Here is a 26,898-nt window from a genome sequence, read left to right as displayed (position 1 = left end):
CGGGTTTTCGTGAATTCGCTAGTTTACGGCCCTCAAAGGGCCGTTTAGAACGACAGCTACGCAACCGGCTGGCGCCCCGATCCCGGGCCGCGCCTACCTAGTGGACCAGCGGGGAAAATGTTTAAAAAAATCCTGATCGCCAACCGTGGCGAGATCGCCTGCCGCGTCATCAAAACCGCGCGTAAGATGGGTATCAAGACCGTCGCGGTCTATTCGGATGCCGACCGTGAAGCGCTCCATGTCGAGATGGCTGATGAAGCCGTCCACCTGGGGCCGCCACCCGCCGCGCAATCCTACCTGCTGATCGACAAGATCGTCGAGGCCTGCAAGAGCACCGGCGCCGAAGCGGTGCATCCGGGCTACGGCTTCCTTTCCGAGCGCGAAGCATTCCCGATCGCGCTGGAGAAGGCTGGCATCGTGTTCATCGGTCCGAACCCCAGGGCCATCGCGGCCATGGGCGACAAGATCGAGAGCAAACGCGCCGCTGCTGCCGCGAAGGTTTCGACCGTTCCCGGATACATGGGTGAGATCACCGACACCGCGCACGCGATCAAGATCGCCGAAGAGATCGGCTATCCGGTGATGATGAAGGCCTCGGCCGGCGGTGGCGGCAAGGGCATGCGCATTGCCAACAACCGCAGGGAAGTGGAAGAAGGCTATTCGCTGGCCCAGTCGGAAGCCAAGGCGAGCTTCGGCGATGATCGCATGTTCATCGAGAAGTTTATCGTCAATCCGCGCCACATCGAAATTCAGCTCATCGGCGACAAGCACGGCAACGTGATTCATCTGGCTGAGCGCGAATGTTCCATTCAGCGCCGTAACCAGAAGGTGATCGAGGAAGCCCCGTCACCGCTGCTCGACGAAGCAACCCGTCAGGCGATGGGCGCACAGGCCGTCGCGCTGGCCAAGGCTGTCGGCTATGACTCGGCCGGTACGGTTGAGTTCGTCGCCGGTCAGGACAAGAGCTTCTACTTCCTTGAGATGAACACCCGCCTGCAGGTGGAGCATCCGGTTACGGAGCTTGTCACCGGCGTCGATCTCGTCGAACTGATGATCCGCTCCGCAGCCGGCGAAAAGCTGCCGTTCAAGCAGTCGGACGTGAAGATCAACGGCTGGGCGGTCGAAAGCCGCGTATATGCCGAAGATCCGTTCCGCGGCTTCCTGCCTTCGATTGGCCGTCTGGTGAAGTATCGTCCGCCTGAGGAAGGTGTCAGCGATGGCATCACCGTCCGCAACGACACCGGCGTGTTCGAGGGCGGCGAAATCTCGATGTTCTACGATCCGATGATCGCCAAGCTGGTGACGCACGGACCGACGCGCATCGAGGCCATCGACGCACAGGCGAAGGCGCTGGACAGCTTCTACATCGACGGCATTCAGCACAACATTCCGTTCGTGTCCGCGCTGATGCACCACCCGCGCTGGCGCGAAGGTGCGCTCTCGACCGGCTTCATCGCCGAAGAGTTCCCTGACGGCTTCACTGCGCGCCAGCCGGAAGGCGAAGCGCTGCAGGTCGTTGCTGCTGTCGCGGCGGTGATCGATCACGAGAACAACATCCGCCGTCGCGAGATCACGCACCAGATGTCCGGCCAGCCGGTGGCTTTCGCGCGCCGTCGCGTCGTCAAGGTTGCCGATCAGCTGCTGCCGGTGGAAGTTGAAGGTGGTTACGGCAACTATTCAGTTGCGTTCCCGGACTCCGGTGCAGAGCTTGAGCTGACATCGGAATGGCTGCCCGGCGAACCTGTATGGTCGGGCACGATCGACGACAAGCAGGTTGCGGTGCAGGTGCGCCCGATCCTCAATGGCGTCAACCTTGCTTATGGCGGCATGCAGTCGCCGGTTTACGTCTACACCGAGCGTGAGGCGGAACTGGTCGCGCTGATGCCGATCAAGCAGGCCGCCGATACCTCGAAGTATCTGCTGTGCCCGATGCCAGGTCTCGTGAAGGCCATCAACGTCGAGGAAGGCGCTGAGGTGCAGGTGGGCGACGCTCTTGCCATCGTCGAGGCGATGAAGATGGAGAACATTCTCCGCGCCGAGCGCAACGCCAAGGTCAAGAAGATCAACGCCAAGCCGGGCGACAGCCTTGCGGTTGATGCCGTTATTCTGGAGTTCGAATGATGGCCGGTCGCGAGCTTATTTCCTCCGGTTCGGAGTTCGAGAAGAAGATCGGCTATTCGCGTGCGGTCGCTGATGGGCGCTGGGTGTTCGTGTCGGGTACGACCGGCTTCGATTACGCCACGATGACCATCTCGTCCGACGTGGTCGAGCAGACCGACCAGTGCTTCCGCAACATCGCGGCGGCATTGGAGAAGGCAGGCTCGTCGCTGGCGGATGTGGTGCGGGTGCATTATCTGCTGACGCGCCGCGAGGACTTCGAGCCGATCTGGCCGGTGCTGCAGAAGTATTTCGGCGACGTTCGTCCGGCGTGCACCGTGATGGTGACCGGGCTGGTCGACGAAAAGATGCTGATCGAGATCGAAGTGACGGCGCTGAAGCCCGAAGCCTGATTGGCTTGAGGGCACGGTCAATTTGCAAACATCAATGGCACTCCAGGGCTCCTGGGGTGCCATTTTGTTTTGGCGCGCTTCATCCGAACCGTCACAAGGCACGGCTGGTTTGGGCGGGAAACTGCGGGTCGACAGAGCGACGACATGGCTTTGATGTCGAGGCGGGCCGCTCAAGCGTGCTTCGAAACGAACTGGCGCAAACTGTCGAGAATGGGTTCGTAGGCTTCCTCGTTCCGGGCTTCGGGATAGACCGCGTAGACGGGGTAAGTGAATTTGCGGGCACGCTTGGTGAGCCGCAGCCGCCCCGCTGCGATGTGCGGCTTCACCAGCCGCGCTGGAAAATATCCCGAACTTGGGTTGGCCAGCATGTAATCCAGCGCCATCGAGCCGAGGTCGAGGCTGATGGCGGGATTGGCGCGCTCGGGAAAGGCAGCGGCGTGATCCTGCTGAAAATCCGGACCCCAGTCGATGAACAGGTAATCGCCAGCGTGACGCCGCTGCGGTGACAGCACACTCGTTACGAGCACAATTTCTTCGTCGAACAGATGTTCGATCATCAGGCCACGCGGCTGGCGCGGACGGTAGAGGACCGCGAGATCGAGCGTGCCTTCCAGCAGCCGTTGCATCAGGGCTGTGGATAAACCGGTGCTGGCTGACAGAGCGATTTGCGGCGTGTCGGCGCGCAGAGAAGCGAACCAGTCGAGCAGTAGCGCATCCCAGAACATGCTCGGCGCACCGACTGCGAGGTGATCGGAGTGCTGGTCGGAAATGCCGACTTCAAGCTGGGCACGCTGCCAGATGCGCACCAGCGCCAGCGCGTGCTTCTGGAACTGTTCGCCCGCTGCGGTGAGCTCCGCACCGGCCTTGGAGCGCGCAAACAGGGGCTTTCCGAGCTGGTCCTCAAGCCCCTTGATGCGTGCCGAGACGGTGGACTGGGTGAGGTTCATCTTGCGCGCGGCATGGATGAAGCTGCCGGTCTCCGTCACCATCAGAAAGGTGCGTGCGAGATTGACGTCCATGGCGTGGTGCTCCGAAGAGCGGACAACGGACCGCTATCTATCGAAATTTCCGATAGTGTCCTTCGGAAAAATCCGTTTGTGAATAGGGTTGATTCTCCCCAGATTGATCTGTGTCCCGATCGAGGTAACTCATGACGATCCTTGATGCGGGCAGGCAACTGAAGGACGACGAACATGGCTGCTGCTGCTAAGGCGAAGAAACCCGCTGAGAAGAAGCCTGCTGCGAAAAAGCCGGCTGCTAAGAAACCCGCTGCGAAGAAGAAGTAATCGGGTCTTTCGCGCGATGAAGGGAGCTGCCGCGAGATTGGTTCTAGCCGTTGCGGCGTCTCTTGCCAGCGTTCTGGGCGTGCATGCGGATGCGCTCGCATCCTCGATCACCAACCGCGATGATACGGCCTACGAGATCAGTATCGTCGAGGAAAATGCGGTGGCGGAGCATAACCTTGCCCCGTCCGCAACGGTGACTGGCATCTGCGCCGGAGGCTGTGTGTTACACCTCAATCGCGATCCGGACCACGACGGGTACACCCTGCAAGGGACGGACGTCGTATCGATTGAGGACGGATTACTTTATTACGATGCGCCTCCGGCGGCCGCTGCGCCAGCGGTTGGCGATGATGCGGACCGGCCAGAGGTCCCCCGCAACGAATAGAGTGACATCCGGTCATCAGGACGGTTGGAAGCCCGGTCCCTCGACGGCCGGGCTTTCAGTTTGTGGGGATTGCGGCGACGGGGCGGGCGCTTTCATCCGCGCTATTCTGCGCCGATCTGGCTTTTTCCAATTGCATCGCTTTTGCCGATTGATGGCGCGGGGGCATCCTGCGTCGGACCGAAGCGCTGTTCGAACTGGCGGCGGAGTATGGCGTCGACGCAGGGCATGTCGTGGGGTGCGCCCAGGTCGGCGAGGCTGGTGACGCCGTGTTCGCGGATGCCGCACGGGACGATGCCGTCGTAGTGGCTGAGGTCAGGATCGACGTTGAGGCTGATGCCATGCAGGCTGACCCATCGTGTTAGCCGCAGGCCGATGGCGGCAATCTTGTCTTCGGCGCTCCGGCCGCGCTCGGGTCTGGCGACCCAGACGCCGACCCGGCCGGAGCGGGTTTCACCCTTGACGCCGAGGTCGGCGAGGCTGGCGATGATCCAGTCCTCAAGGGCGGAGACGAACGCGCGCACGTCGCCAGTGCGGGCTTTGACGTTCAGCATCAGATAGCAGATGCGCTGGCCGGGACCGTGGTAGGTGAGCTGGCCGCCGCGTCCGGTTTCGAATACGGGGAAGCGCGCGGGCGCGGGGCGGTCTTCGGGGCGGGTGCTGTTGCCGGCGGTGTAGAGCGGGGGATGTTCCAGCAACCATACCAGTTCGGGTGCCCGGCCGGAGGCGATGGCCGCCGCGCGCTGCTGCATGAAGGCGACGGCTTCCGGGTAGGGGATGGGGGCGCTGCTGCTGGCCCAGTCGGCGGCGAGGGCGGACATCCGGCGGCAGAGGCCGGATGACGGCGCGCTGGGGGCGTCATCGGGATTGGTCGGCTGCAGGTCGGGTGCGCTGGGCGGCATTGTGACATTCTAGAGCACAATCGCTTCGCTGCGAATTGCGATGTGGCCTAGCCTTTTGATCGGGCCGGTGATTCACGCTTCGGAGGGATAGAAGCTCGAAGCAATCATGGTCTACGGCCACGTGGCGCCGAGTGCCAGATGGCCGATCGGGCAGTGGGAGGCGATTTGCCGCCCGATGGGGCGAAATTTCTCGCATTTGGGGCCGGGAATAGTGTTCGGGTGATCTTGTTCCCGGCGCGTAACTTGGTTATATGAGCGCTTCCTGTTCGCCGGTTTGCGGTCGTGGCGGAATTGGTAGACGCACTACCTTGAGGTGGTAGCGGGGCAACCCGTGGAAGTTCGAGTCTTCTCGTCCGCACCAGTGAACAGTTCAGGCAGTTACCTAACGCCTCCGAAGCCATCTTCGGGGGCGTTGCCTTTTCCGGCGCCGGATGTGCCCGTTACCGGGTGCGGGTGAACAGGCGGATGATGCGCACGCCCAGCGGCTTCACGATGTAGAAAAACACGACCAGCGCGGCCAGCATCACCAGCACGAAGCCGGTGAACTGGATCAGCAGGCTCGCGATGTAATTGATGTTCGCGATGTTGCCGAAGTTGATGCCGAAGAACACCTTGCTGGTCTGCGGATCGTCGATGTGCTTCTCGAAATAGTCGAGGATCTGCAGCACGACCTGCAGGATGCTGAAGGCGCCGACGCCGGCAACGAGGGTGGTGAGCTGGCGATCCTCGTTGGACCTGATGCGGCCTTCAAGGTCGCGGGTCTGCGCCTCCAGGTTGATGACGATCTGCTCAAGATACTGATCTTTTCTGAGGCTGCCGCGCCGCCGCTCCACTTCCTTGAAAACATCGGCTTCCGTGTCGTAGCGGAAAATATTGGCGTAACGGAATTTGCGATACTGCGTGTAAGTCTGGGTGCGGAAATTATAGAAGCGCCGCGCCGCATGGCTGAGCTGGCGTTTGGCATTGAGCCCGCCGATATCGCGCGTCAGTTTCTCAACCTGCTGTTCGTATTGGCGCACCAGAAACTCATTATGCAGAGCGATGGTGTGAACCAGGAATGCGTAAGGGCAGGTGCCGATAAAATCGTTGCCGGTCTCGAGGCTGCGTGAGGCGCGAACGAACTGGATCAGCGCGCGCGGATTGGCATAACGGACAAAGAAGCTTTCTTCTTCCTGCTCGCTGGTTCTGGGATAAATCGGGTCGGTGCTGTCGAGAATTTCCGACGCTTCCTGATTGATGAAATCGATGATGTTCTGATTGAAGCCGGCCAGAAACAGGTAGCGCAGTCGATCCGGCGTTTCCGCAGCCAGGTAGTCAAGAAACTCGTGCGAGATGACAACGACAGGTTTCGTTTTGTTGAGCGCAGACGCAAGCTTGGCCTCGCTGATCCGCTCCTGAATCCATTCCTTGAAACAGTCATAGTCGGCGTCGGTCACCAGCTCGCGTCGGGGCCGGGGCGCGCCGTCGGCTGTTTTCGGCAGCAGGTCCTGGAAGAAGGTGCGGTCCTGAAACAGAAACAGGAACCGCGCGCGGGGCATTGCCAGCCGGGGCACCTCGATGAACGGGTCGTTGGCGATAAGCTGGTCAAAGTATGAGTGTTGGCGGGGCGCGGCTGGCAGCAACGCTTCGACCTGGCGCTTCAGTTTATCGACGAAACGTTCATCGCCGCGCGGAGCATGTAACGAAACGCGCATGTGCCGGAACAGGTGGTCGGCATGCTGATCGAACGTTGCCCGGATGAAGTCCCAGAATTTGAGCGGAGCGGGGCCTGAGCTTGGCGAACGCGCAGTCATCTTCTCAAGCGGAAACAGCTTCAGGTGTCGCTCAGTTGCGGTGAGAAATTCGCCCGTTGGCGGCGCGTCTAGTGTGAACTCTTTCGGCGCAACCACCTTCTGCAACATCGAGATGAAGTAGAAGTCGGCGGGCGTGTGCTGATACCGGAATGCGAACGATATGTGATACGAGAGCGCGCCGTTGAGATGGACATACCAGAAGCGCCGGCAACGGAGTGTGCGCGATATCGGTTCGCGAAACTGGGCCTGGAACGTTGTGCCTTCCGTGGACCAGGTGATCGTTTCGGGAACGGTTATGATGACCGGTTCGCCCTGACGCGGGCCGGGCACGTCGAGCAGAAAATCATCGACCTGTGACAGCCGCTCGCGATCGGCGATGTCGTTGAACAAAGGTTCGATGGTGTCGCGCAGATCGATGGAGCCAAGATAGCTCGCCTGGACGCGCAGCTTGTTGGTGGGATGCAGCCTTTCGCGCAGCGTAGCTGGAAGCTGATCGGGATCGATATAAAGCGAGAGGGTCCAATAAAGAGTTTTGTCTTCGCACGTCTCCCAGCTGGAGCTATCGGAGAATGAGCGCTCGCCGTGGTGAACAATGTACTCGTTCATTACTGGTCCCCCGAAATCGGCGCGGGATGACAGCGCTTCATTCGCATTCTTAGTATGCGTGATGCCCTCAAACTTCAGGGCGCAAAAATTCCCTCAACGAACCTATAGCAGCATTGTTTTTGGCATAGGCATGTTCTGCCTCGTCCAGCGCAGTCGAAGGATCGAACAGTGCGAACGGGCGCTGAGCCTGACACGCAGCTTCGAGCAGCCGCACCTGCGATGCTGCGACCGGTTCCTGCATCAGATCACGCCCCTTGAGCACCGATATGGCGAAAAAGCGTTCCAGATGGTGCTGAAAGTCGCAAGCGTCGAGCCGTGGCGGCAATGCACCGTAGACCGACAGCAGCAGGCTGTCGTCGGCGGATTGTTGCGCTGAAAGCGGCGGCTGAACATAGGGAAAATCGATGATGCGGGCACCGAGGGCGGTCCAGATGCGGATGCGATCGAACTGACCGATACCGGAATGGGCCGTGTCCTTCTCGGCATCCGCGCGGCTGATGCGCAGCGGATCATTCTGTTCGATGAACACCAGCGTGTCGTGGTGTGCTGGCGGCTGGTCCCCTGTGGCATCGTTAAAAAGCCACGCGGACGCAATCTCGCTGACAGCTGTTGCCATGCGCCGCAAATGTCCCTGGCCACGGGCTTCAGGCGCGACAAACACATAATTGAGATTGATGGTTGCGCGTAGAGTTTGCGAGCCGGAGCGCGCCCGCGCGGGGAAGGCAATCAGATTGGCGCCAGCAATGCAGCGGCCGCTTTCCGGATCCAGTGCGATCGCCACGATCTCGCGGAAAGGTCCATACTGTCGGGCCAGGTTTTCATAAGCGGCACCATGATTGAGGGCGAGACACTCGCGAAAGCCGGAGAGCTCCTCTTTCTCGTTGGCGAGCACGAAGGCGCGGTCGTAACCGGCATAGAACGTTTCCAGGATTGGGCTATCCGGGCTGTCGGTCGCATGGATATGCAATCCCGTGGCCGACTGGAACGCGATGTCCGAGCCGCTGTCCGGCCCGTGCGAGGCAGTCTGGTATCGTGACGTGATCACTTGATGTGTGTCCCCGCGGATGGCGCTGCCGGGCACAGCTGTTTTGTGGGTGGGCCCGCAGCCCGATTGATCGCCTAGGATCACCGGGGGTGTCCATGCAATTGTTCACAGCGGGCGGAGAGCTGCGGCTTTCCGGTGCGGTCACGGGCAACGGTCGACGTGGTGCGGCGACGACGTCAGGCCAAATCGATCAGGCGACGTCTTGCTTTTCCGGGTAGGGGGGACTGTTTTCCTGTGACAGCCGGGTGGACTGCCACGGCCAGTGGCCGTTGATCTCAACATCGAGCGAGATCGACAGGAAGGTGCGGATGGCAACGATGCCACCGAGCACGATGATGCCTTCCACCGTGGGATCGACCACGACGGATTTCAGGATGTCGGCGGCGATCAGGATTTCCAGGCCGATAAGGATGCCGCGTCCCAGGTTGGCGCGATACTCGCGATAGTTCGCAAGGAACCCGGTGCGCACCACCTTGGTGAGGAACACGGCCGTCGATACCGCGACCGCCAGCAGAATGACAACAAACGCTACAACATCGAGCGCCTCGCTCGTAACGCGGGCGATTTCGATCATGGATGCCCCGTAATTCACCGATGGTCCTGATTGCATGTGTCGACAGTGGCGGTTGCCGATAACCACACTGACCCGGCAGGGGTTTCAGAACCGGTAACGGGCCGGGTAAGAGTGCCGGGCCACAAAATCGCGGCAACCAAAACCGTGGGCATGATCGCGGGAGATGACGGCTTTGTACTACATCTCGAAACTGTTCTGGGGCGTGTCGCGGCCGGGAATGCTGCTGGCTGTGCTGCTGACAGCCGGGCTTTTGTTGCTGGCGACGCGCTTCCAGCGCACGGCCAAAGGTCTGCTGATTGCAGCGCTGGCGTTGCTGGTTGTCGGCGGAATATCGCCGTTGAGCACGTGGATGCTCGTTCCGCTTGAGGAGCGCTTTCACCGGCCTGAGCTGGGAGACCGGCCGATCGACGGCATCATCATTCTGGGGGGCGGCGAGGATGCGCGAAGTGCTGCCGGACGTGGTGTGCACGGCCTGACGGGATCAGGCGAGCGCATTACGGAGGCTGTGGAACTGGCGCGCCGCTATCCGGCGGCAAAGGTTGTCTATGCGGGCGGGGTGACAGAAATTCTGCGCCATCCTGTGAGCATTGCAGCAGCGGGCGGTGCAATGCTGCGTGGTCTGGGCATCGGCGATGATCGCCTGATACTGGAAGATGCTTCGCGCAACACCTGGGAGAATGCTCGTTTTACGAGGGATCTGGTGCAGCCAAAGCCCGGTGAGCGCTGGGTCGTGGTGACGTCAGCGTGGCATATGCCACGCGCTATCGGCAATTTCCGCAAGGCCGGTTTTGACGTTGAGCCATGGCCGGTGGACTACCGCACTCTTGGCTGGGACGACATGTGGTACCTGATCGACAATCCGGTCAAAGGACTGAACCAGGTTGATATCGCCGGCAAGGAGTGGATCGGCCTGGTGGTCAACTGGCTGAGCGGGCGCACCGACGCGCTGTTTCCTGCGCCGGCTGGCTCGGCGACCGCAGCACACGACTAGTAACGCAACGCACTGCGCTGCGCCGCCGGTCAGTACGCTGATACGGCGGCGGCGGACTGGGCGCTGACATCCGTAGCCGAAAGAAAATGGCGGATGGTCTCGATTGTCGGCGTGTCCTTCAGCAGCGGTGCATGGCCCTGCTGCTCGACCGTAGCTGTTGCCATGGCCGGGTGACGGCGGCGCATTTCATCAACCGTAGCGGCGGTCAGAATGTCCGAGTTCTCGCCGCGCAGCACAAGCAGCGGCACGCGCTTCAGCGCCTCAAACTGCGGCCACAGCGTTGGCATCGGACCATCGAGAATGGACAGCGCCTTGCCGATGTTGGGGTCATAGCCCGCAGCAGGCTTGCGGGTTTTTTCGTTGTACCACTGGCGCGCCAGTTCGGCCCATACATCATCGCTGAGAGCTGGAAACTGCCGGCGATTGAGATCGCGTGCCATGCGTGCTGCATCGTCCCACGATATAGGCAGCGGCATGCGCCCGACATAGCTGCTGATGCGCGTGAGCCCTTCGTGTTCGATCACGGGGCCAATATCGTTCAGCACTGCGACGCCGATGGCGGTCGGCTGCGCGGCTGCGATCAGCATGGTGATGAGCCCGCCGCGCGACGTGCCGATGAACGCGGCATCGGTCAGCCCGGTCATGGTGACGAAATCGAGCACGTCGAGCATTTCAACCGGCAGTGAATAGTTGCGCCAGTCGGGGTCGAAGTCGGACTGACCACGGCCGCGATAATCCAGCGTGTAGACAGTGCGCGGTGATGCAGGATGGCGGCTCAGTGAAACGGCCAGATCGTGGAAGTCGCGTCCGTTGCGCGTCAATCCCGCAAGGCACAGCACCGGTCGTGCGGGCGGCGCGCCGGAAGGCGCTGCATACTTGCGCGCATGCAGCCGCAGCCCATCACGCGACGTGTAGTAGATGTCGTCGTAGAGTTCGCCGGACGTCGACGTCATTGGTTTACCTGGCTACCCGTCCCGATGGACATTGAAGACAATTACGGTTGCTGCCGTGCCCGCGTCGAAGTGGGCGAGCGGCGGCCGGATGATCAGTCGCTGGTGGAATCGGCGGTGTCGGTGTTGCTGCCGGTTACAGGCCGGCGTGGCTTGTGTGCGGCGGCACGGTAGAGATCGTCCTCAATGCGCAGCGGGGAAGCGACGCCGAGACGTGCACGGTAAACCTGAATGTTGGACAGAACCTTCGCAACATAGCTGCGCGTTTCTTCGATCGGGATACGCTCAATCCAGTCGACGGGATCGATGCCGGCCTCGCGCGGATCGCCGAACTCGCGCACCCACTGGCGCGTGCGTCCCGGTCCGGCGTTGTAACTGGGCAGGCCGAGAACGTACGAGCCTTTCCAGTCGTCGAGCCGGTCGGCAACGTAAGCAGATGCGATCATCGTGTTATACGAAGCGTCGTTGAGCAGCCGCCCGTGGTTGCATTTGATCTTGTAGTCCTTGCAGACGTGATTGGCGGTGATCTTCATCACCTGCAGAATTCCTTGCGCACCTGCGCCTGAAACCGTTGATGTGTTGAATTCGGTTTCCTGTCGCGCAAGGCCCAGCAGATAAGCTGTTTCCGGTGGAGGCCTGAGCGGGTCGTACTTCGGCAGCGCGTGAATGGGATAGCTGTAATAGATCAGGTTGTGACCACGTGCGATGGCAGCCTTGCCGATGCGTACGCTGGTTTGTGTGTCATCGGTTGCGCGCGCCAGATGCGCCGCCATCGCCGCCCATGCTTCATCGTTTTCGATCCGCGCTCCGCTGAGCAGGAATACACGCGTTATGTGACGCCCCAGTTTCGCCTTGTCGGCAATTGCGGCGGCGCGCATGGCCGGATGGGACGTGAAACGCTTGGCGATATCGGCCGACGGCATTGCGGGTGGATCGTAACGCAGCGCGCGGGAACCGGGGTTCAGCTTCTGGATCGCTAGCAATCCGTGGAACGTATCGTTGAAGCTGGCTGCTTTCTCATAGCTGGCCCGCGCAGTTTTTTTGTCGCCTCTGGCCTCGGCTGTGCGCCCGAGCCAGTAATTGCCGCGGGCGCGTGACAGCGGGCCATCGGCGTTGGCGATCAGATCGGTGAAGTGCTTTTCCGCCGCCTTAGGATCGCGCAGATAGCGCAGCGCCAGCCAGCCTGCCATGAAGGTCTGATCATTGAGTGCGTTTGCGCCCAGCGGGCCTGCATCGCGCACAAGTTCGTAGGCAAGCTTCGGCTTGTTTTCCTTCAGCGCCAGATAGGCGAGGTTGCGCCGTTCCGTCCACCATTCATCCAGATTCGCAACCTGCTGCGGATCGCGCGGTGCGCTGCGCATCAGCTTGGCAGCCTCGTCAATTTCACCGGCGCGGCGCAGCTTCTGGATCTTGTGGAATATGACGCCCCAGTCGGCATCCTTACCAGGCTTCACATCGCCAAGCTTGGTCTTGTCGTTGCGCAGGAAAACGGCTAGCCGCTTTTCGGCGATCTTCTGCTCGTTGTCGGACAGGTGCGGGATGACACGCTTTGCAAGCGCTGCGCGTTCCTCGCGGCTGGCCTTGTAACGCAGGTCGTCGATCAGCAGTCGATCGAGCCGCCATTTATGGTCCGCTTCCGTCAGCATCTTGCCGAAGCGCGCGAGGAAGCCTTTTTCCAGCTTCTCCGGCAGGTCTTCTTCGCGCCAGATCTTAGCCGCGAGCTCTTTCGCCTGAGCCTGTTCGCCATATGCCAGATGCATCGAAGCGAGAACCGCCATGCCGGCGGCGCTCTGCGCGTTGCCATCCTTGAAGAAGGTGGAGAGGGTGTCGGTGTCGCCGCCTTCAGTGAAGAGCTGCTCCTCCATGCGCCGGGTCAGCAGCTCACGGCTGGGCCAGTCCGGATTTTCGGTGAGGAACGCCATGTAGTCCTTGGCGGTCGCACCCTTGCCGCGACGCAGGCGTTCCCATGTGATCAGTCGCTGTCCGGCCGGATCGGCGACGGCTCGCTGCAGTTCGCTGGCGCGATCGACGTCTCCTGCGGCCAGCGCTTTGAAGGCGGCCTGGATGTTGGCGATGTCAGCGTCGGAAATCTTGTAGTTCGAGAGCGGGGCAACGAGACCGTCCAGCTTGCCCATATACGCGTTGTCGCGTTTGACAGCGGCGGCGACCTTCTCGTTCACGGCAGCGTTTTTGCCGGCGGTCGGTGCGGCGGCATTGGCGGCTGCCTTGGACTGAGGCTGAGCCTTGGCCAGGGGCGGCGGCGGTTGTTCGCGCACTGCGGCCTTGGGGGCGGGCGCAACGGGAATGGCTGCCTGGGCGAGCACGATGTCGGGCTCGTGCTGATTCGAATCAGCTTCAGCCGTGGCTGCGCCGAGGGCCAGACAAAGTGTGGCCGCGGACAGCGAAATGCGGCCCCACCGTTGGTGCGACGGGGAAGCCGTAAAAAGGCGCCCGAACCGGCGATAAGCCGGAATTTTCTGCAATCGGGGCTTGTGTTGGGGCAATGTCCGTCCTTCCACAGGCACTGCGGGCCCGTCCGGGTTGCAGGCCCCATGGCAAGGCCCTAATGTCCCGCTCGACAGGGCGCTGCGACTCCACCATCACCAACGCGCCATTAAAAATACCAACTCCCCCACCAAGGGACAAGGCGCTGAGCATGCTGTCCTGTTGGGCGATAGCAAGGCGTTAAGGTATTTTTTCCTCTCACATTCGGTTTTTAGACCGCGTAAGAATGGGCTTCTCAGCTCGCAAGGTATCGGGGACATGTTCAAGGGATCTTTCACCGCGCTGATCACACCGTTCAAGAACGGGCAGGTGGATGAGGCGGCGCTTGCCCGCTTCGTTGACTGGCAGATCAGCGAAGGCACGCACGGTTTGGTTCCGGTCGGCACGACGGGCGAAAGCCCGACGCTGTCGCACGATGAGCATAAACGGGTTGTCGAGGTGACGATCGCGGCGGCCAAAAAGCGTGTGCCGGTGATGGCGGGCGCGGGCTCGAACGCGACCAGCGAGGCGGTGGATTTCGCCAAGCATGCCCAGCAGGCCGGTGCCGATGCGGTGCTGGTGGTGACGCCGTATTATAACAAGCCGACGCAGGAAGGGCTCTATCAGCACTTCAAGGCGATCAACGACGCCATCGACATTCCGATCTTCATCTACAACATTCCAGGCCGTTCAGTCGTCGATATGAGCATCGAGACGATGGCCCGGTGCTATGAGCTGAAGAACGTTGTCGGCCTGAAGGATGCAACCGCCAATCTGGCCCGTCCGGCGCAGCAGCGGGTGGCGTTGGGCCGTGACTTCATCCAGCTTTCGGGTGAAGACGCAACCGCGCTGGGCTTTGTCGCGCACGGCGGCGTTGGCTGCATCTCGGTGGCGTCCAACGTGGCACCGCGTCTGTGCTCGGAGCTGCAGAATGCGTGTCTTGCTGGCGACTTCAAGAAGGCGCTGGAGATTCAGGATCGCCTGATGCCGCTGTTCGACGCCATGTTCTGCGAAGCCAATCCGGGGCCGGTGAAATATGCCGCTTACCGTCTTGGTCTTTGCGAGCCGGATACGCGGTTGCCGCTGGTGCCGATTTCGGAAGCTTCCAAGCGCATCGTCGATGCGGCGCTGGCGCAGGTCGGTCTTGTTCAGGCCCGCGCGGCTGAATAACTGACAGAACAACAATATGCAGCGGGGCGGCGGCACGCATGATGCGCGGCCGGCCCCGTTCAATCGAGAAGGACAGCGGCCATGGCGGCCAAGGAAAAGGACGGCCGCCGCATCGTTGCCGAAAATCGGCAGGCCCGTCACGAGTTCTTCCTCAACGAGACGCTGGAAGCGGGCCTGCAGTTGCTGGGCACCGAGGTGAAGTCGCTGCGCAAGGGCCAGGCGAACATCGCCGAGAGCTATGCCTCGATTGAGGATGGCGGCGTGTGGCTGATCAACTCGTACATCCCCGAGTACAAGGGTGCTGGGCCGTTTTACCAGCACGAGCCGCGGCGCAAGCGCAAGCTGCTCATGCACGCCAAGGAAATCCATAAGCTGGCAATCGCGATTGAGCGGCGCGGCATGACGATGATCCCGCTGGAGCTCTATTTCAACGATCGCGGCCGCGCCAAGCTGAAGATCGCGCTGGCGGAAGGCAAGAAGCTGCACGACAAGCGCGAGACGGCGAAGAAGCGCGACTGGGATCGCGAAAAGCAGCGGATCATGCGCGACAAGGGGTGATCGATGTCCGGCCCCGGTGTGCACGAGCTGCAGAATGTCGACTGGTCGCGCCTGCCGCGCCCGGAGAACGATGGCGCCGCCGGTCATCTTCGCGGCGCCACCGTCGCGGACATTGCGTTGGCGGCTACCGATGGTTCAGCGGTTTCGCTGGCGAGCCTGACCGGCCGGACGGTCCTCTACATCTATCCGATGACGGCAAAACCCGGCGTCGCGTTGCCCGATGGCTGGGATGATATTCCTGGCGCGCGCGGTTGCACGCCCCAGTCCTGTGCGTTCAGGGATCATCACGCGGAATTGCTGCACGCTGGCGCGGCGCAGGTGTTTGGGCTTTCGACGCAAACGCCAGACGATCAACGCGAAGCAGCAAACAGGCTGCATCTCCCGTTTGCGCTGCTGTCGGATGCGGACCTCAGGTTTGCGGCCGCCATGGGCCTGCCAAGCATGACCGTGGCCGACGCGGTGCTGTTGCGCCGTATGACGTTGATCATTTTCGATGGGCGCGTTGAACACGTATTCTATCCGGTCTGGCCGCCCGATCGGAATGCTGCTGAAGTGTTGGAATGGCTGAAAGTACATCGAACATGAGTGATGCTGATAGCGGAACGGGGATCGGTGATGACGGTGCCGTGCGCCACCTCGTTGCCGGAATCGAGTTGCCGGACATAACGCTGCTTTCCCATCGCGGTGAGGGCGTGAACCTGGCAAAGCGGCGCGGGGCTGCTGCTGTCTACGTGTATCCGTGGACCGGCCGTCCTGGGGTTTCCGATCCGCCGGGCTGGGATGACATTCCAGGCGCCCATGGTTCAACGCCGGAGACCGAGGGCTTCCGCGACCATTACCTGAGGTTCCGCAGCCAGAAGATCGAAGTGTTCGGCGTCAGCACCCAATCCGACGAACACCAGCAGGAGCTGGCTGCGCGGCTGGCGGTGCCGTTTCAGCTCTTGAGCGATGAGATGTTCGCGTTCCAGCGCGCACTGGCGCTGCCGACGTTTCAGGCTGGCAATGAGCTGTACCTGCGCCGCCTGACGCTATTCATCCGCGACGGCATCATCGCGCATACGTTCTATCCGGTTGAGCGCCCCGGCGAGCATGCGCGCGAAATTCTCGACTGGCTGGATGAGAAGCGCCGCGTTCTCGACGCGGGCTAGAGTGTTCGATCTGATTCCATCGGATCGCACGCTCTCGTCTTTTGATTGATCGCACTTTCTTGCGACAAAACCTGGCTCCACTTCGCCGGAAAATTCCCTAGGAGGAGCATCCGGCTCAGGCTCAGGAGCGCTGCCGTCCGGATCGAACGGGCTTCGCGCTGGGGTGACCGTCTATGTGCGCTCGCACCGCCGTGAAAACGTCGTGGAACATCTCAGGCGTCAGCCGGCGCGTGTTCGTATTATAGCGCGAGCAATGGAAGCTATCGAACAGCCGCACGCCGGCTGCGATGTCGTGCTGCGCGCCATGCGCAAAGGGAAACAACGCCTTGCGGCATGAGAATGCGGACAGCACGCTGTCATGGGCGATGCGCCCGAGGGCAACGATGGCGTGCAGGTTTGGCAGTGCGGCCATGCGGGCGCGCAGGTAATCGCAACAGGTGGCGATTTCGTTCGGCGTAGGCTTGTTCTGCGGCGGCACACAGCGCACCGCATTGGTGATCATGCAGCCGACGAGCTTGAGGCCGTCATCGGGGCGGGCATCGAATTTGCCTTTAGCGAAGCCGAACTGCAGCAGCGTCGAATAAAGCAGATCGCCGGCATAATCGCCGGTGAAGGGACGCCCGGTGCGGTTGGCGCCCTGAACGCCCGGCGCGAGGCCAACGATAAGCAAAGGGGCCGTTTCATCCCCGAAGGATGGAACAGCCCCGTTATACCAATCGGGCGCCTTGAGGCGATTTTCGTCGCGGTAGGCAACGAGGCGCGGGCACAGGCCGCACAGCTTCGGCGCCTCAGGCGCGAATTGAGCCGCTTCCGCGTCCATCATACCGGAAGCCTATCAGACTTCTTCCGGCAGATCGTCGTTGTCTTCATAGGCCGCCTGATCGCGAGAATACGACGGCGCGCGACCGCCAAAGCCCGAACGACGGTTGTCTTCGCGACCGACGCGGGTGGAGGGATCGCGGCAGATCTGCTGCTCGAGATCGGCCAGATCGACGAACTGATCGGCTTGACGGCGCAACTCATCGGCGACCATCGGCGGCTGCGTCTGCAGCGTCGACACCACGGACACGCGCTTGCCCATCTGCTGGAGCGCGCCAACGAGGCTGCGGAAGTCACCATCGCCGGAGAAGATCACGATGTGATCGAGCGAAGTGGCCAGACGCATGGCGTCGACCGTGAGCTCGATGTCCATGTTGCCCTTCACCTTGCGGCGACCGGCGGCGTCGGTGAATTCCTTGGTGGGCTTGGTCACCATCGTGAAGCCGTTGTAATCGAGCCAGTCGATCAACGGACGGATGGATGAATATTCCTGATCTTCGGCCAGCGCCGTATAGTAAAGGGCCCTGACGAGCTGACCCTTCTGTCGGAACAGGCCTAGCAGACGCTTGTAGTCGATATCGAACCCTAGCGACTTGGCTGTCGCGTAGAGATTGGCACCGTCGATAAACAGGGCGATGCGTTCGGATTGATAGAAATGCATTCGTTCACCCTTAGGCCGCTAGTGCCGGCAAGCACATTCGCAGTAGATGTATTTGGAATGGAAGCGTCGCTCTGAATAGGAGCCGCTTACCAATTGTCGGTTTCTTATCATCTTCGATCGCTGGCAAAACATTATATTGTCTTCATATCTGGCGGCAATGTGAAGCACCAGAAATCTCAGAGACTTAGCAGCAGTAAATTGATATCGATCCGAGCACGGGGTCGTTCAATGGCATAGTTTAACTTGTCGCACATAGCGACCGTATTAATGACATAGCAAGAGATTGAAGCATCACCAATGCTTCTTCGCAGCTTGCGTTGCAGCATCTTTCATGCAACTAGAAGTGTCCAAAAGTGCGCGTTCTGCCTTGCGGCGGAACGGGTGCGCTTTTGTACCGTCCGAGATAATCGCAAAAAGGGGTGTCGCTGATGGCGCGCGTTACCGTTGAAGATTGCGTCGATAAGGTCCCGAACCGCTTTGAGCTGGTTCTGCTGGCGGCCCATCGCGCACGCTCCATTGCGGAAGGCAGCGCGGTCACGGTTCCAGTCAACGCCGACAAGAACCCCGTTATTGCGCTCCGCGAGATCGCCGAGCGGACGATCCCGACTGAGGATATGCGCGAGTCGCTGATCCACTCGATCCAGAAGAACGTCGAGGTTGATGAGCCTGAAGCCGTCGCCGCGCCGCTTCTGCCGCCGGATCGCCGCAGCAGCCCGATTCTTGGCCGCGATGACCAGTCCAGCGACACGGTTGTCGACGTGATGACCGAAGAGCAGCTTCTGCGTGGCCTTGAGAGCATGACGCCGACCGAGCCGTCAGCCAACACCGGCCCCACCGGTGCCCCGCGCGAACGCGGTCGCTGAGCATTCAAGCCCAGCCGTTGAACATTTAGAACGGCGCCTGCAGCGGTTTTGACATCCGCTGCGGGAGCAGGTTCTGGCAGCGGCTTCCAAGGAAACCGCGGCCATGATGCGGCAGTACGAACTCGTCGAGCGGGTTCTCAGCTACGATCCGAAGGCGGACGAGGCGCTACTCAATCGCGCCTATGTTTACGCCATGAAGGCGCACGGCAACCAGAAGCGCGCGTCGGGCGATCCTTATTTTTCGCACCCGCTGGAAGTTGCCGCGATCCTCACCGACCTGAAGCTTGACGACGCCACCATCGTCACGGCTCTGCTGCACGACGTCATCGAGGACACCCCGGTTACGCGGGCGGAGATCGACCAGTTGTTCGGCCCCGAGATTGGCCGCCTGGTGGACGGGCTGACCAAGATCCGGCGCCTCGATCTGGTGACCAAGAAGGCCGAGCAGGCGGAGAACTTCCGCAAGCTGCTGGTTGCCATCTCCAGCGATATCCGGGTGCTGCTGGTGAAGCTGGCGGACCGTGTGCACAACATGCGCACGATGGAATACATGAAGCCGGAATCGCGCAAACGCATTTCGGAAGAAACGCTCGATATTTATGCTCCGCTGGCGGCCCGCATGGGCATGGAGCAGGTACGCGAAGAACTTGAAGATCACGCGTTCCGCTGGCTGCATCCGGATGCCTATGCGGCGGTGACTGCCAAGCTGGCCGAGCTGCGCAAGACCAACCAGAACCTCGTCGAGGAGATCCGCGCCGCGCTGGCCGCGAAGCTGGCCGAGGTCGGGATCGATGCCGAGGTTTCGGGGCGCGAAAAGAAGCCCTATGCCATCTGGCGCAAGATGGCGAACAAGCAGATCAGCCTGGAGCAGCTGTCCGACATCTACGCCTTCCGCGTCATCACCAAGTCGATCGATGACTGCTATCGTGTGCTGGGTGTCGCGCACACGACCTGGCGCACGGTGCCGGGGCGCTTCAAGGACTACATCTCGACGCCGAAGCAGAACAACTATCAGTCGATCCACACGACGATTGTCGGCCCCCGCCATCAGCGCGTCGAGCTGCAGATCCGCAGCCGCATGATGCATGAGATCGCCGAATACGGTGTGGCGGCGCATGCGATCTACAAGGATGCGGCGCGGCTCAACGGGCAGGCCCAGTCGCAGGTTCAGTCGTCGGATGAATTCCAGCGCGACAGCGGCCCCTATGTGTGGCTGCGTCGGCTGGTCGAAACGCTATTGGAAGGCTCCAATTCGGAAGAATTCCTGGAGCACACCAAGCTCGAGCTGTTTCAGGATCAGGTATTCTGCTTTTCGCCGAAGGGCAGGCTTATCGCGCTGCCGCGCGGGGCGACGCCGCTCGACTTTGCCTATGCGGTGCACACCGACGTTGGCAACGCGGCGGTGGGCGCATTCGTCAATGGTCGCCGCGTTCCCATCGACAGCACGTTGCGCAACGGCGACGAGGTCGAGATCGAAACGGCGAAGAATCACACGCCGCCGGTGGCCTGGGAAAATCTGGTTGTTACGGGACGCGCCCGGTCGGCGATCCGGCGTGCTGCGCGCGATGCGGTGCGGCGTCAGTATTCCGAGCTTGGCCGTCGACTGATCGCGGCACAGTTCGATCGCCTCGGCGAGGAGCTGACCGACGACGTGCTGAAAAAGGCGCTGCCGCGGCTGGGCTACAAATCGGCGGACGACGTGCTGGCTGCGGTTGGGCGCGACGAACTCGATATCGAGAACGTGCTGAAGGCGGCCATCCCCGAAGCGCTGGAGCAGGCGGCCAACAAGCAGGAAGGCTACCGGCGCACCCGGCGCTTCGGTCGTGCGAGCGGCCAGGAGGGCTGGTTCAACATCGACCGGGTGATGAGCCTGAAATTCCGCGAAGGTGGCGACGAGAACGGCGAGAGTGTCGCCGGGGCCAGCAGTGGCCTTGCCATTCGCGGCGTGCGCGATGACCTGCCGGTGACGTTCGAGCCGGGCGGCGCCGTGCCGGGCGACCGCATCGTCGGCGTGATGATTCCGGGCGAGGGCATTCGCATCTTCCAGATCCATTCGCCGCATTTGCGTGACTACGAGCATGAAGGCTGGATCGATGTGACCTGGGACGTCGATCCCGATACGCCGCAACGGTTTCCGGCCCGCATCAGCGTTACCGCATTGAACGAACCTGGAACTTTGGCGCAGATTTCCAAAGTAATAGGAGAGGCCGGCGGCAACATCGACAACGTGCGCATGGTGCGGCGGGCTTCCGACTTCACCGAGATGCGGATCGAACTTGAAGTGCTCGATCTGGTGCATTTGAACCACATCATCGCGGGGCTTCGCGAGAAAGCAGTGGTCAACAAGGTTGAACGGGTATTCGATTGATACCAGAATCTGGCAGGCGGATGGGTATGAAGCTCGGCCGGACGTCCCTGCCGGGATTGGAGTAGCATTTTAGGTATGGAGAAATCCCGCCCGCATAACCTGACGGAGCGCTTTGGCGCTCTGCTGGCGCCATTCAAGGAATGGGGCTGGTTGCAGGGTGCGCGCGATTCCATCCGGCGGATGCTGCAACAGCGCGCTACGGCTCACGAGATCGCGCTGGGATGCGCGCTGGGCGCGTTCGTTTCGATCACGCCGCTGCTGGGTGTCCAGACGCTGATGGCCATCGTGATGGCGTTTGTGCTCCGCGCCAGCGTGCCCGCCGCGATTGTCGGAACATTCATCGGCAACCCGCTGAGCTGGCCGTTTATCTGGGTTTCGACCTATCTGATGGGCCTGCAGATGGTTGGGCTCGAAGGCGCGTTCGATGCCGCTGCGGTGCAGCGCAACATCGAGTTGCTGGGCAATGCGCTGCTCGACCCGTCGCCGCAGTTGCTGGATGCCACCGCCGCGCTGTTCTGGCCGCTGCTGTGGCCGATGCTGGCGGGCAGTCTGCCGATTGGCCTGTTGACGGCGGCGGTCGTCTACTATGTTTCGCGCAATTCGGTGCGCGCCTGGCGCTCCCGCCATATGGCTAGCGGCACTGCAGCGTCGGAATGATGCTCAGGAAAGCAGTTTCAAGTTTTTCATCCCGGTTTTCATCACATGTCTAACTCTGCCCAACTGCGCCTTGGCGTGAACATCGATCACGTAGCAACGGTGCGTAACGCGCGCGGTGGTATGCATCCCGATCCAGTGCACGCGGCCAATATCGCGATCGCTGCCGGGGCCGATGGCATCACGGCGCACCTGCGCGAAGACCGGCGTCACATCCGCGACGTGGACATCGCGCGCCTGAAAGCGGAGCTGACCCGTCCGCTCAATCTGGAGATGGCGGCGACCGATGAAATGCTGGCCATTGCCTTGCAGCACCGTCCGAACGCCTGTTGCATCGTGCCGGAGCGGCGCGAGGAGCGCACCACCGAGGGCGGCCTTGATGTCGTCGGCGGCGGCGCGCGGCTAGAACGGCTGGTCGGCGAGCTGAAGCAGGCGGGCATCCGCGTTTCGCTGTTCATCGAGCCGGACGCTGCGGCGATCGAAGCCTCAAGCCGCATGGGCGCGGACATCGTTGAGCTGCATACCGGGGCATACTGCGAGCGGGCACTGGAAGAAAATTCCGGCGCCGTGGCGCATGAATTGAAGCGCATCACGGAAGCCGCCCGACTGGCCCATGCCGCCGGGCTTGAGGTGCATGCGGGGCACGGGCTGACCTATAACACGGTGGGCGCGGTGGCAGCGCTGCCGGAGATGGTCGAGTTGAATATCGGGCACTTCCTTATCGGCGAGGCCATCTTTGACGGCCTCGATACTTCGGTGACGCGCATGCGCGCGCTGATGGACGCTGCCCGCTCCGGGGCCTGAGCGCTGAAATGCCTGCTTAGTGGTGAACAGGAGCGCGATGCATTTGGCGCGCCCGTTCCTGCTCCCGCGCCAAGCTAAAATATCGGCATTCTTTCGCTTGAATTTGAGCTAGGTCGAATGCTTGGCATTCGCGGGCCGGCAATGACTCGGGGCGCACGATGATCTCCATGGATGGCAGGCCAAGAGCTGGCTTGGCCCCAATCCCAACGGAGATCTTGCATGGCAGACATCACACAGTCGATTGTTCCGGAGCGAAGCACGTCCGCAAACCTGATCGTCATGCTGCTTGTGTCGGTGGTTGTGGGTGCGATTGTCGGTGCGATCCTCGGTGCTGCTTCGGCCGCGCCTACGTGGTTGGCGCTGATCGCAGGCCTGTGCGGAACGCTCGCGGCGCTGTTCGCCCGCAACACGATCGTCAACCGCATTGCGGGAGTTGGTCTCAACGAGTTCAACATCCCTTCGGTAGTGATTGTCTATGCGCTGATCGCATCCGTTGCCGGCAGCCTTGCAGCCAAGGAGGTGCTCGATACTGCAGCGACCTACGTTTCAAGTGGGGTGCTGGGTGCCATCGCGGCTCTGTTCTCGGCCATACTGATGGCGATGCTGATGCTCACCTATTATATCAACCCGCACTGTGAGCGGCTGGATCGTTGAGCAGCGGTGGTTTGCCGTCGGCGGAGCTCACGTCCGCGGGCTGCCCGCAGCGGGATCGAGAATTTATTTTTGTCAAAAGCGCCGCAGCGATCCGCCGCGGCGCTTTTTTGTTTGCCGGCGCACGAGCAACAAGCGCACCTGGATTCATTGACCTGAAGACCGGAAGTTTCACGGCTGAAAAGCGCCAGGTGCGCGGATGTGTACACCGGGATTTGACCACAGTCGGGTTGACCGGAGATACGTCGTTTGCTCCGCTGTGAATCTAAGGGTGCCGTTTGGCATCAGTGGTGCGAAAAATCGGCACTGCTGGGCCGGGAATCGATGGCAATCCAGAATCGCCACGCAATATTCTTGTTCTGCGGATAACGCCGCAGCGTGTGGTTGGTGTGCCGACTTGTCGTGTTCACGTGCGATTGGTCCCAGGGGATAAGGTTTTCGCTGAACGATGATATCGAACGAGTCGCTGCTTCTCGCCGCAATCGCGATTCCCTTCCTCGGCAGCCTCGTCGCTGCGCTGCTTCCGACCAATGCCCGTAACCTCGAAGCCTGGCTCGCCGGGACTGTCGCGCTTGCGGAAATTGGGATCTTCAGCGTTCTCTATCCGGCAATCACAGATGGGCAGGTCGTTCGCAGCGAATGGGCCTGGATGCCCACCGCGGGGCTGAACTTTGTCCTGCGCATCGATGGTCTGTCGTGGATCTTTGCGCTGCTCATCGCCGGCATCGGCGGCCTCGTGTTCCTTTACGCGCGCTATTACATGTCGCCGCAAGATCCGGTGCCGCGGTTCTTTTCGTTTCTGCTCGCCTTCATGGGCAGCATGCTGGGCATCGTTTTCTCCGGTAACCTGATCCAGCTCGTTTTCTTCTGGGAGCTGACGAGCGTTTTCTCATTCCTGCTCATCGCCTATTGGCATCACGATGCGGGTGCGCGGTCGGGTGCCCGTCTGGCGCTGACGATCACCGCGGCGGGCGGATTGTGCCTGTTTGGCGGCGTGCTGGTGCTGGGCGAGATCGTCGGCAGTTACGATCTGGATGAAGTGCTGGCCTCGGGCGTGCTGATCCGTTCGCACGATCTATATCTGCCGGCGCTCGTTCTGATCCTGCTCGGCGCTTTCACCAAGAGCGCGCAGTTCCCGTTTCATGTCTGGCTGCCGCGCGCGATGGCGGCGCCGACACCGGTTTCCGCCTATCTGCATTCGGCGACAATGGTGAAGGCAGGCATCTTCCTGCTCATCCGCCTGTGGCCGGTGCTGTCGGGAACGGAAGCCTGGCTGTGGCTAGTGGCAACGACCGGCCTCATCACCTTCGTGACTGGCGCGTATCTGGCGATGTTCCAGAACGACCTGAAGGGCGTGCTGGCCTATTCGACCATCAGCCATCTTGGGTTGACGACGCTGCTGCTAGGCATGGATGCGCCGCTGGCGACGGTGGCGGCAATTTTCCATGTGATGAACCACGCGACCTTCAAGGCGTCGCTGTTCATGGCTGCGGGCGTCATCGACCACGAAACCGGCACACGCGACATCCGCAAGCTCAGTGGGCTTTACCGCTACATGCCGGTGACGACCGCGCTGGCGACAGTGGCGGCCGCGGCAATGGCGGGTGTACCGCTGCTCAACGGCTTCCTGTCGAAAGAGATGTTCTTCGCCGAGACCATTGAGACGCACGATGGCTCGCTGATGGATACGCTGCTGCCATACTTCGCCACCGTGGCGGCGGCGTTCAGCGTCGCCTATTCGCTGCGGTTCATCCGCGATGTGTTCTTCGGACCGCCGCCGACTGACCTGCCCCGTGAGCCGCACGAGCCGCCGCACTGGATGCGTTTCCCCATCGAGCTGCTGGTCGTTGTCTGTCTGCTGGTAGGCATGTTCCCGAACTACACGATCGGCCCGTTCCTCAATGTCGCGGTGGCCTCGGTGCTGGGAGGCACGGCACCGAAGTTCAACCTTGCCATCTGGCATGGCTTCACGCTGCCGTTCGTGATGAGCATCGTGGCGATGGCGGGCGGTATCGCGGTCTATGCGTTCCTGAAGCTCTACAACTTTGACAGCCGCAAGATCCCGTGGCCAGCCATCGGAGATTACATTCCTACCGATTTCGCAGGCACCACGGCCCGCTCGGTGATGCGCTGGATCGGTACGCGTTCGCTGCAGCCGCAGCTGCGTTCGGTAGTGTGTTTCGCCTTCGTGGCCGGGCTGGCACCGCTGGTCGGTCGGACGCTGTTTCCTGAAACGCTGCAACTGACGAAGATCGATGCGGCGTTCGCGCTGGTCTGGATCATCGGCGTTGTGTGTGCGCTGGCGACCGCCTATCAGGCGAAGTTCCACCGGCTTGCAGCGCTGATTTTCATGAGCGGTGCCGGCATCGCCACCTTCCTCACCTTCATCTATCTGTCGGCACCGGACCTTGCGCTGACGCAGCTTCTTGTCGAGGTGGTGACGACGGTGCTGATCCTGCTCGGTCTGCGCTGGTTGCCCAAGCGTGACGAGCGTCTGCTGAAGACGGACTCGTCCATGCTGATGCGCCGTTATGTCGATCTGACCATCGCGATGGTTGTCGGCACTGGCCTTGCCATGCTGGCGTTTGCGGTCATGACGCGTCCGGCGCCGCAGTACAATCTGGCCGAGTTCTTCCTGCATCGCTCCTATGCTGAAGGCGGCGGTCGAAACGTCGTCAACGTCATTCTGGTCGACTTCCGCGGCTTCGATACGCTGGGTGAAATCACGGTGCTATGCATCGTCGCGCTGGTGGTGTTCGCGTTGCTACGCCGCTTCCGGCCGTCGCCGGAAAGCATCGGCTCGCCCGAGCAGAAGCGTATTCAGGAGGCGTTCGACGTCGACCATCCCGACCGGCGTCCGGGCGAGACGATTGCCGACTATCTGCTGATCCCGTCGGTCATCATGCGGTTGCTGTTCCCGGTCATCGGTACGCTCGGAATTTATCTGTTCCTGCGCGGCCATGATCTGCCCGGTGGCGGCTTCGTGGCGGGACTGACGCTGGCGATCGCCATCATCCTGCAATACATGGGCGGCGGCGCGGCCTGGGTGGAGGACCGCATTCGCGTGTTCCCGCTGCGCTGGATGGCGGTTGGCTTTGCGTTCGCACTGGCCGGCGGCGGCATCGCGCTGGCGTTCGGCTATCCGTTCCTGACGGCCTTCGCCTACGATCTGCATCTGCCGGTCATTGGGTCGCTGCATCTTTCGACGGTGCTGCTGTTCGATCTCGGCGTGCTGGCGATTGTGCTCGGCGCTACGGTGCTGATCATCATCGCGCTCGCTCACCAGTCGATCCGAACGCACCGCAAGCCTAAAGCCACTGCTGCCGAGGAGGCCGCCTGATGGAAATCATTCTGGCTCTCAGTATCGGTGCGCTTGCCGGTTCCGGCGTCTGGCTGATCCTGCGCTCGCGCACGTATCAGGTGCTGATCGGGCTTTCGCTGCTGTCCTATGCGGTCAACCTGTTCATCTTTTCGATGGGGCGGCTGCGCACCGATGCGCCGCCGATCCTTGAGAAGGGGGTGCCCAATACGCTGGCTCACTACACCGATCCGGTACCGCAGGCGCTGGTGCTGACGGCCATCGTCATCACCTTCGCAATGACCGCACTTTTTCTGGTTGTTCTGTTGGTTGCGCGCGGCCTGACGCGTAACGACCATGTCGATGGGCGAGAATCCTGAC

General features: G+C 61.5%; 24 protein-coding genes and 1 tRNA gene. 16 read left to right on the top strand and 9 right to left on the bottom strand.

The annotated features are described in order from the left end of the window. Positions 1 to 117 precede the first annotated feature (117 nt). Both C6Y62_RS11115 and C6Y62_RS11110 read left to right on the top strand, forming a co-directional pair. The gene (locus C6Y62_RS11115; protein WP_068459079.1) at positions 118 to 2,121 is read left to right on the top strand and encodes an acetyl-CoA carboxylase biotin carboxylase subunit; all 2,004 of its coding nucleotides are present in this window, start codon (positions 118 to 120) and stop codon (positions 2,119 to 2,121) included. Further along, positions 2,118 to 2,510, top strand: coding sequence for a RidA family protein (locus C6Y62_RS11110; RefSeq protein WP_246274578.1), 393 nt, complete (start codon positions 2,118 to 2,120; stop codon positions 2,508 to 2,510). The genes C6Y62_RS11115 and C6Y62_RS11110 overlap by 4 nt, the downstream gene beginning before the upstream one ends. Positions 2,511 to 2,680: 170 nt before the next feature. Here C6Y62_RS11110 and C6Y62_RS11105 read toward each other — a convergent pair whose 3' ends face one another. After that, the gene (locus C6Y62_RS11105) at positions 2,681 to 3,529 is read right to left on the bottom strand and encodes a LysR family transcriptional regulator (protein WP_173953954.1); all 849 of its coding nucleotides are present in this window, start codon (positions 3,527 to 3,529) and stop codon (positions 2,681 to 2,683) included. 304 nt (positions 3,530 to 3,833) lie between these two features. Between C6Y62_RS11105 and C6Y62_RS11100 the strand changes: the two genes are divergently transcribed. Next, positions 3,834 to 4,181, top strand: coding sequence for a hypothetical protein (locus tag C6Y62_RS11100; protein WP_173953953.1), 348 nt, complete (start codon positions 3,834 to 3,836; stop codon positions 4,179 to 4,181). Between the two features lie 101 nt (positions 4,182 to 4,282). Here the strand turns inward: C6Y62_RS11100 and lipB are convergent, their stop codons facing one another. Then, positions 4,283 to 4,999 (bottom strand): lipoyl(octanoyl) transferase LipB, encoded by a 717-nt coding sequence (gene lipB / locus C6Y62_RS11095; RefSeq protein ID WP_173954030.1) that lies wholly within the window; start codon positions 4,997 to 4,999, stop codon positions 4,283 to 4,285. Between the two features lie 357 nt (positions 5,000 to 5,356). Here lipB and C6Y62_RS11090 point away from each other — a divergent pair. Next, positions 5,357 to 5,441: transfer RNA gene (locus tag C6Y62_RS11090), tRNA-Leu, on the top strand. Positions 5,442 to 5,520: 79 nt separating this feature from the next. Here the strand turns inward: C6Y62_RS11090 and C6Y62_RS11085 are convergent. The 3 genes from C6Y62_RS11085 to C6Y62_RS11075 form a co-directional block, all read right to left on the bottom strand. After that, complete coding sequence (locus tag C6Y62_RS11085; protein WP_173953952.1) at positions 5,521 to 7,479, bottom strand: hypothetical protein; 1,959 nt, start codon at positions 7,477 to 7,479, stop codon at positions 5,521 to 5,523. A 67-nt stretch (positions 7,480 to 7,546) separates the two neighbouring features. Next, complete coding sequence (locus tag C6Y62_RS11080) at positions 7,547 to 8,524, bottom strand: hypothetical protein (protein ID WP_173953951.1); 978 nt, start codon at positions 8,522 to 8,524, stop codon at positions 7,547 to 7,549. A 190-nt stretch (positions 8,525 to 8,714) separates the two neighbouring features. Further along, the gene (locus tag C6Y62_RS11075) at positions 8,715 to 9,098 is read right to left on the bottom strand and encodes a DUF1622 domain-containing protein (RefSeq protein ID WP_068459087.1); all 384 of its coding nucleotides are present in this window, start codon (positions 9,096 to 9,098) and stop codon (positions 8,715 to 8,717) included. A gap of 163 nt (positions 9,099 to 9,261) precedes the next feature. Here C6Y62_RS11075 and C6Y62_RS11070 point away from each other — a divergent pair, with 163 nt between their 5' ends. After that, positions 9,262 to 10,089 carry a YdcF family protein gene (locus tag C6Y62_RS11070; protein ID WP_173953950.1) on the top strand — a complete coding sequence of 276 codons (828 nt, stop codon included), beginning with the start codon at positions 9,262 to 9,264 and terminating at the stop codon, positions 10,087 to 10,089. Positions 10,090 to 10,118: 29 nt separating this feature from the next. Here the strand turns inward: C6Y62_RS11070 and C6Y62_RS11065 are convergent, their stop codons facing one another. Together C6Y62_RS11065 and C6Y62_RS11060 are read right to left on the bottom strand one after the other, a co-directional pair. Beyond that, positions 10,119 to 11,042 (bottom strand): alpha/beta fold hydrolase, encoded by a 924-nt coding sequence (locus C6Y62_RS11065; protein ID WP_173953949.1) that lies wholly within the window; start codon positions 11,040 to 11,042, stop codon positions 10,119 to 10,121. A gap of 92 nt (positions 11,043 to 11,134) precedes the next feature. Continuing rightward, complete coding sequence (locus tag C6Y62_RS11060) at positions 11,135 to 13,363, bottom strand: lytic transglycosylase domain-containing protein (RefSeq protein WP_338074355.1); 2,229 nt, start codon at positions 13,361 to 13,363, stop codon at positions 11,135 to 11,137. A gap of 439 nt (positions 13,364 to 13,802) precedes the next feature. On the opposite strand from C6Y62_RS11060, the gene dapA reads away from it, so the two are divergent. The 4 genes from dapA (at position 13,803) to C6Y62_RS11040 (ending at position 16,399) form a co-directional block, all read left to right on the top strand. Then, complete coding sequence (gene dapA / locus C6Y62_RS11055) at positions 13,803 to 14,693, top strand: 4-hydroxy-tetrahydrodipicolinate synthase (protein WP_173953948.1); 891 nt, start codon at positions 13,803 to 13,805, stop codon at positions 14,691 to 14,693. 81 nt (positions 14,694 to 14,774) lie between these two features. Then, positions 14,775 to 15,251 carry an SsrA-binding protein SmpB gene (gene smpB, locus C6Y62_RS11050; protein WP_068459092.1) on the top strand — a complete coding sequence of 159 codons (477 nt, stop codon included), beginning with the start codon at positions 14,775 to 14,777 and terminating at the stop codon, positions 15,249 to 15,251. A 3-nt stretch (positions 15,252 to 15,254) separates the two neighbouring features. Beyond that, complete coding sequence (locus C6Y62_RS11045; RefSeq protein ID WP_173953947.1) at positions 15,255 to 15,836, top strand: peroxiredoxin; 582 nt, start codon at positions 15,255 to 15,257, stop codon at positions 15,834 to 15,836. After that, positions 15,812 to 16,399 (top strand): peroxiredoxin, encoded by a 588-nt coding sequence (locus C6Y62_RS11040; RefSeq protein ID WP_246274575.1) that lies wholly within the window; start codon positions 15,812 to 15,814, stop codon positions 16,397 to 16,399. The genes C6Y62_RS11045 and C6Y62_RS11040 overlap by 25 nt, the downstream gene beginning before the upstream one ends. A gap of 121 nt (positions 16,400 to 16,520) precedes the next feature. Here C6Y62_RS11040 and C6Y62_RS11035 read toward each other — a convergent pair whose 3' ends face one another. Together C6Y62_RS11035 and C6Y62_RS11030 are read right to left on the bottom strand one after the other, a co-directional pair. Beyond that, a complete protein-coding gene (locus tag C6Y62_RS11035) occupies positions 16,521 to 17,222 on the bottom strand; it encodes a uracil-DNA glycosylase (RefSeq protein ID WP_173953946.1) in 702 nt (233 codons plus the stop codon). Positions 17,223 to 17,234: 12 nt separating this feature from the next. Next, positions 17,235 to 17,879, bottom strand: a complete 645-nt coding sequence (locus C6Y62_RS11030) for a LabA-like NYN domain-containing protein (protein WP_068459095.1) — start codon at positions 17,877 to 17,879, stop codon at positions 17,235 to 17,237. A gap of 428 nt (positions 17,880 to 18,307) precedes the next feature. Between C6Y62_RS11030 and rpoZ the strand changes: the two genes are divergently transcribed. The 7 genes from rpoZ (at position 18,308) to C6Y62_RS10995 (ending at position 26,897) form a co-directional block, all read left to right on the top strand. Beyond that, positions 18,308 to 18,742, top strand: a complete 435-nt coding sequence (gene rpoZ / locus C6Y62_RS11025; RefSeq protein ID WP_068459096.1) for a DNA-directed RNA polymerase subunit omega — start codon at positions 18,308 to 18,310, stop codon at positions 18,740 to 18,742. Positions 18,743 to 18,845: 103 nt separating this feature from the next. Then, positions 18,846 to 21,110 (top strand): RelA/SpoT family protein, encoded by a 2,265-nt coding sequence (locus C6Y62_RS11020; RefSeq protein ID WP_173953945.1) that lies wholly within the window; start codon positions 18,846 to 18,848, stop codon positions 21,108 to 21,110. Between the two features lie 75 nt (positions 21,111 to 21,185). Next, positions 21,186 to 21,767 carry a DUF2062 domain-containing protein gene (locus tag C6Y62_RS11015; RefSeq protein WP_173953944.1) on the top strand — a complete coding sequence of 194 codons (582 nt, stop codon included), beginning with the start codon at positions 21,186 to 21,188 and terminating at the stop codon, positions 21,765 to 21,767. 45 nt (positions 21,768 to 21,812) lie between these two features. Further along, positions 21,813 to 22,568 (top strand): pyridoxine 5'-phosphate synthase, encoded by a 756-nt coding sequence (locus C6Y62_RS11010; RefSeq protein ID WP_173953943.1) that lies wholly within the window; start codon positions 21,813 to 21,815, stop codon positions 22,566 to 22,568. 219 nt (positions 22,569 to 22,787) lie between these two features. After that, entirely contained in the window at positions 22,788 to 23,222 is a 435-nt protein-coding gene (locus tag C6Y62_RS11005; protein WP_173953942.1) for a hypothetical protein, read from the top strand. Between the two features lie 445 nt (positions 23,223 to 23,667). Continuing rightward, on the top strand, positions 23,668 to 26,559 hold the full coding sequence (locus C6Y62_RS11000) for a monovalent cation/H+ antiporter subunit A (RefSeq protein WP_173953941.1): 2,892 nt from the start codon (positions 23,668 to 23,670) through the stop codon (positions 26,557 to 26,559). Continuing rightward, a complete protein-coding gene (locus tag C6Y62_RS10995) occupies positions 26,559 to 26,897 on the top strand; it encodes a Na+/H+ antiporter subunit C (protein WP_068459102.1) in 339 nt (112 codons plus the stop codon). Before C6Y62_RS11000 ends, C6Y62_RS10995 begins: the two co-directional genes overlap by 1 nt. The last annotated feature ends 1 nt before the right edge of the window (position 26,898 follow it).

The sequence above is a fragment of the Hyphomicrobium sulfonivorans genome (assembly GCF_013306565.1).
Lineage (GTDB): Bacteria > Pseudomonadota > Alphaproteobacteria > Rhizobiales > Hyphomicrobiaceae > Hyphomicrobium_A > Hyphomicrobium_A sulfonivorans.
The sequence above is the reverse complement of the archived record's forward strand: the minus strand, read 5'-3'. Positions and strand labels throughout refer to the sequence as shown.

Excerpts from the sequence above, each read along its gene's own strand:
- C6Y62_RS11115 (WP_068459079.1), top strand. The coding sequence starts at position 118 with ATGTTTAAAAAAATCCTGATCGCCAACCGTGGCGAGATCGCCTGCCGC.
- C6Y62_RS11110 (WP_246274578.1), top strand. The coding sequence starts at position 2,118 with ATGATGGCCGGTCGCGAGCTTATTTCCTCCGGTTCGGAGTTCGAGAAG.
- C6Y62_RS11105 (WP_173953954.1), bottom strand. The coding sequence starts at position 3,529 with ATGGACGTCAATCTCGCACGCACCTTTCTGATGGTGACGGAGACCGGC.
- lipB (WP_173954030.1), bottom strand. The coding sequence starts at position 4,999 with ATGTCCGCCCTCGCCGCCGACTGGGCCAGCAGCAGCGCCCCCATCCCC.
- C6Y62_RS11085 (WP_173953952.1), bottom strand. The coding sequence starts at position 7,479 with ATGAACGAGTACATTGTTCACCACGGCGAGCGCTCATTCTCCGATAGC.
- C6Y62_RS11075 (WP_068459087.1), bottom strand. The coding sequence starts at position 9,098 with ATGATCGAAATCGCCCGCGTTACGAGCGAGGCGCTCGATGTTGTAGCG.
- C6Y62_RS11070 (WP_173953950.1), top strand. The coding sequence starts at position 9,262 with ATGACGGCTTTGTACTACATCTCGAAACTGTTCTGGGGCGTGTCGCGG.
- C6Y62_RS11065 (WP_173953949.1), bottom strand. The coding sequence starts at position 11,042 with ATGACGTCGACGTCCGGCGAACTCTACGACGACATCTACTACACGTCG.
- dapA (WP_173953948.1), top strand. The coding sequence starts at position 13,803 with ATGTTCAAGGGATCTTTCACCGCGCTGATCACACCGTTCAAGAACGGG.
- smpB (WP_068459092.1), top strand. The coding sequence starts at position 14,775 with ATGGCGGCCAAGGAAAAGGACGGCCGCCGCATCGTTGCCGAAAATCGG.
- C6Y62_RS11045 (WP_173953947.1), top strand. The coding sequence starts at position 15,255 with ATGTCCGGCCCCGGTGTGCACGAGCTGCAGAATGTCGACTGGTCGCGC.
- C6Y62_RS11040 (WP_246274575.1), top strand. The coding sequence starts at position 15,812 with ATGGCTGAAAGTACATCGAACATGAGTGATGCTGATAGCGGAACGGGG.
- C6Y62_RS11035 (WP_173953946.1), bottom strand. The coding sequence starts at position 17,222 with ATGATGGACGCGGAAGCGGCTCAATTCGCGCCTGAGGCGCCGAAGCTG.
- C6Y62_RS11030 (WP_068459095.1), bottom strand. The coding sequence starts at position 17,879 with ATGCATTTCTATCAATCCGAACGCATCGCCCTGTTTATCGACGGTGCC.
- rpoZ (WP_068459096.1), top strand. The coding sequence starts at position 18,308 with ATGGCGCGCGTTACCGTTGAAGATTGCGTCGATAAGGTCCCGAACCGC.
- C6Y62_RS11020 (WP_173953945.1), top strand. The coding sequence starts at position 18,846 with ATGATGCGGCAGTACGAACTCGTCGAGCGGGTTCTCAGCTACGATCCG.
- C6Y62_RS11015 (WP_173953944.1), top strand. The coding sequence starts at position 21,186 with ATGGAGAAATCCCGCCCGCATAACCTGACGGAGCGCTTTGGCGCTCTG.
- C6Y62_RS11010 (WP_173953943.1), top strand. The coding sequence starts at position 21,813 with ATGTCTAACTCTGCCCAACTGCGCCTTGGCGTGAACATCGATCACGTA.
- C6Y62_RS11005 (WP_173953942.1), top strand. The coding sequence starts at position 22,788 with ATGGCAGACATCACACAGTCGATTGTTCCGGAGCGAAGCACGTCCGCA.
- C6Y62_RS11000 (WP_173953941.1), top strand. The coding sequence starts at position 23,668 with ATGATATCGAACGAGTCGCTGCTTCTCGCCGCAATCGCGATTCCCTTC.
- C6Y62_RS10995 (WP_068459102.1), top strand. The coding sequence starts at position 26,559 with ATGGAAATCATTCTGGCTCTCAGTATCGGTGCGCTTGCCGGTTCCGGC.